The sequence below is a fragment of the Rothia terrae genome (assembly GCF_012396615.1).
GTDB classification, from domain to species: domain Bacteria; phylum Actinomycetota; class Actinomycetes; order Actinomycetales; family Micrococcaceae; genus Rothia; species Rothia terrae.
In genome coordinates this window covers 1-2,764 of the sequence record NZ_JAAXPV010000033.1, presented here as the reverse complement: position 1 = coordinate 2,764, position 2,764 = coordinate 1, and the positions used below count along the sequence as shown (strand labels likewise).

General features: G+C 47.1%; 3 protein-coding genes. 1 reads left to right on the top strand and 2 read right to left on the bottom strand.

Going from position 1 to position 2,764, the window contains the following annotated elements; all coding sequences use genetic code 11:
* Nucleotides 1–304: 304 nt before the first annotated feature.
* Together HF984_RS11210 and HF984_RS11205 are read right to left on the bottom strand one after the other, a co-directional pair.
* Nucleotides 305–691 (bottom strand): hypothetical protein, encoded by a 387-nt coding sequence (locus HF984_RS11210; protein ID WP_168615732.1) that lies wholly within the window; start codon nucleotides 689–691, stop codon nucleotides 305–307.
* Nucleotides 676–1,161 (bottom strand): hypothetical protein, encoded by a 486-nt coding sequence (locus HF984_RS11205; protein WP_168615731.1) that lies wholly within the window; start codon nucleotides 1,159–1,161, stop codon nucleotides 676–678. The genes HF984_RS11210 and HF984_RS11205 overlap by 16 nt, the downstream gene beginning before the upstream one ends.
* Before the next feature lie 575 nt (nucleotides 1,162–1,736).
* Here HF984_RS11205 and HF984_RS11955 point away from each other — a divergent pair.
* Nucleotides 1,737–2,135 (top strand): helix-turn-helix domain-containing protein, encoded by a 399-nt coding sequence (locus HF984_RS11955; RefSeq protein ID WP_168615733.1) that lies wholly within the window; start codon nucleotides 1,737–1,739, stop codon nucleotides 2,133–2,135.
* Nucleotides 2,136–2,764: the final 629 nt, after the last annotated feature.

The following is a 2,764-nucleotide window of genomic DNA, read 5'->3' as shown; positions in this document are numbered from 1 at the left end:
CTGGTGGAGCAACGGTTCTTCCGGTATGGTTTGAGGTTATTTGTAGTGATTTAATCCTCTTATTTTTGCCGCTGGTGGGGCCGTTGTCTAGTTGGTGGGGTGTGGGTGTGTTCCTACTTTTGAATAAACCTCAGTAACTCCTAAGATAAAAACCTACATGTAAAAGATGTTTGCACGCCGATTAGTTATGTGGGGTTGCGGTTAGAGGCGCAACCCCACATCTCATTGCCATGCAATACAACTTGGACATAAAGATGGTTCAGGCAAGAACAAAAAGCCCTTAACCTGAACCATCCTTTTATGCCTAGAAGCTAGATCCTAATCCTCTTTGCTGATACGCATCTAGCAAGACAGATGCTGTCTCTTCACTTCCCACTAGAGGAACTAAAGCCTTGGCCATCTCTTCTTGAGTGGAGTATTCACCACGAGTTGCTTCTAAAACTGAAGGGTACTGTGGAAATAAAGAATCCGGATAACGTGGGATGTCCTGACCGTTCTTGCGTCGGAGCATGATTCCAATTTGCATTTGTAGTGCTGATCTTTTGTGTCCGGTAATCATACGTTTTGCGCATTCTGCCTCAAAGGGCTCTTGCGAGTTGAACTGTACGCTCACTACTAAAGATTGGATTAGTCCTTCGAGGTCAGAAATGCGCTCCTCAAGTTTTTCGATGCGTTCTACAGAAGAATCCATAGCACTCCTTCAACAGCGTTGGCGATAACGTTTGCCGTTCCTGGGTTCATAAAGGTTACCAAGCGCTTGTAGGTTTCTTGGCGCACCATATGTGTAGCCAAATCAGGGATGTTAGCTACACTATCGACGGCGTCAGCGATTCGGACGCTATCAGTTCGAATCTTGTTAGTAGCGGCGGCGTCCAATAAGCCTTGTTTTTCGGCCATGGAAATGAATTTTTGTCCGCCACCACGGATAGCGCCTGCTACGCCTTTGAGGGCTTTTTTGACGACGAAGCTTTTGATGCCTTGGGTTGATTGTCCGGGCTTTTGAGTATGGTGACCAGTCTCATTTGTTGCTTCGAGAGTGGAGAGAGTGGTGTGAGAAGAAGGGGCAATTGGAGCGTCAGCGTGAGCAGCAGGTGCTACCGATAGAAGTGAAACCAAAAGAGCAGAGATTGCACACAGGGGTCGAAAACGAACTTTGTTCATGAGAGAAATCCTTTGAGGGAAGAATTATAAAGAGAGTGGTTTGACTAGTCACATATAGCCTATATGGTTTTTATATACATGTTCACAGGACGATAAAACATTACTCATTATTAATTCACCCGAAAGTTTTTTGTTAGCTGGTGATTTATGTCTACTCTTCGCAAAATGAACACGAAAAAAAGATGGCTTTTAGGAAAAGTGGATGCGAGTAAAGAAGAGCTGCTGGCGAAATATTGAAATAATATGTCTAATTTCAGAAAACCTGTGAGAGTGCAAAAATGCCTCCCGGCATAATGAGAAAAGTCCGGGAGGCTCACTTTCAACCACGAGAAAGTGTCACCCCTGATTCTATCAATGAGTCCTATGGATAGACGCTAAGTTCTGTGGTGGAGGTGTGGGGGTGAGGTTACTTTTTCCGTGTCGTTCTTCGTTGTCACATGCTAGCCACTGCCCAACACCGGTCAAGGGCACCTGCGGTGTCGCTACGCGATTCGCTACCGCTCACCCTGGACTTGGTGCTGTGGCTTGCGGTTGATGTTTCCAGCGACAAAAAATGAGAATAAAACGCCAATAATATACTCAAGCCAAACCAGAAAAGACCGCTGCACAACAAGCGTACAACCAGGCTAAACAGCAACCAATTCACCACACTCATCACAGCCCTAAAACAGCACCTCAACTGGAACAAACCAGCAACCAGACCACGAGCCCTCACCCTCAACCAAGCCCTCACAATCACCCTTATATACCTCCGTCATAACCTCACTGAAGAGGTCCTAGCCGAAGCAATTGGGGTTTCTCAACCCACGATTTCCAGAACCATCCACCACATCGAAGGCGCACTATTGAAGCTAAAAAGAGCTGAAAGCTCCCGCACTCGAACCTCTCCAGAATATCCCCGGCTCACTGGTAATACACGGCACTTTGATTCCGGTGTGGAACTGGTCTTCACAAGGGGGGGACATTGTTTTTAGGTAAACACCAGCGTGCTGGTTTCAACCATCAGGTCATCTGTACGCTGAATGGAAAACTGCTGGCTATCACCGATCCGGTGCCAGGGGCTCGTTATGATGTGCATGCTTTTCGTTTTCACCGGTTAGAAAAAGATTGCTGGATGAATCTACTCTGGCGGATAAAGGGTATATCGGGCTTGGGCTGCTGACTTCGGTTAAGCGGAAACCGGGGGTGAGGATGAGGGCTGCGGTGAGAGAGTACTCGTCGGATTATTCGGTTGCGGTCAGTGGTTGAGCGGGTGATTGCGCAGGTGAAAACGTGGAGGGTTCTGCATTCTGGTTTTCGGCGTCCGCTGCGTTCTTATGGGCGGGTGTTTTCTTCTGGTGCCGGCGTTGATTTTCTTTGCGGCTTCGGAACCTTCATGAATAAGCCTCGGTGCAACACCCAATAGAATCCGCCAATCCCCGTACAACATGTGGCCCTAAGGGTAGCTTTCTACACCTAGGGCCACAGCTATAGAATCCAAACTATTTTTATATCACACCATGAAAACTAAAGAAGCTCAGACTCTTTGAGTAACCGGACAATCTCAGTATGTTTAAACTTCCTATCAAGCCATCCTTTGCTGAAATGCCCACCAGGAAGCTTA

Coding starts and splice junctions, on each gene's coding strand:
- HF984_RS11210 (WP_168615732.1), bottom strand. CDS start 691: ATGGATTCTTCTGTAGAACGCATCGAAAAACTTGAGGAGCGCATTTCT.
- HF984_RS11205 (WP_168615731.1), bottom strand. CDS start 1,161: ATGAACAAAGTTCGTTTTCGACCCCTGTGTGCAATCTCTGCTCTTTTG.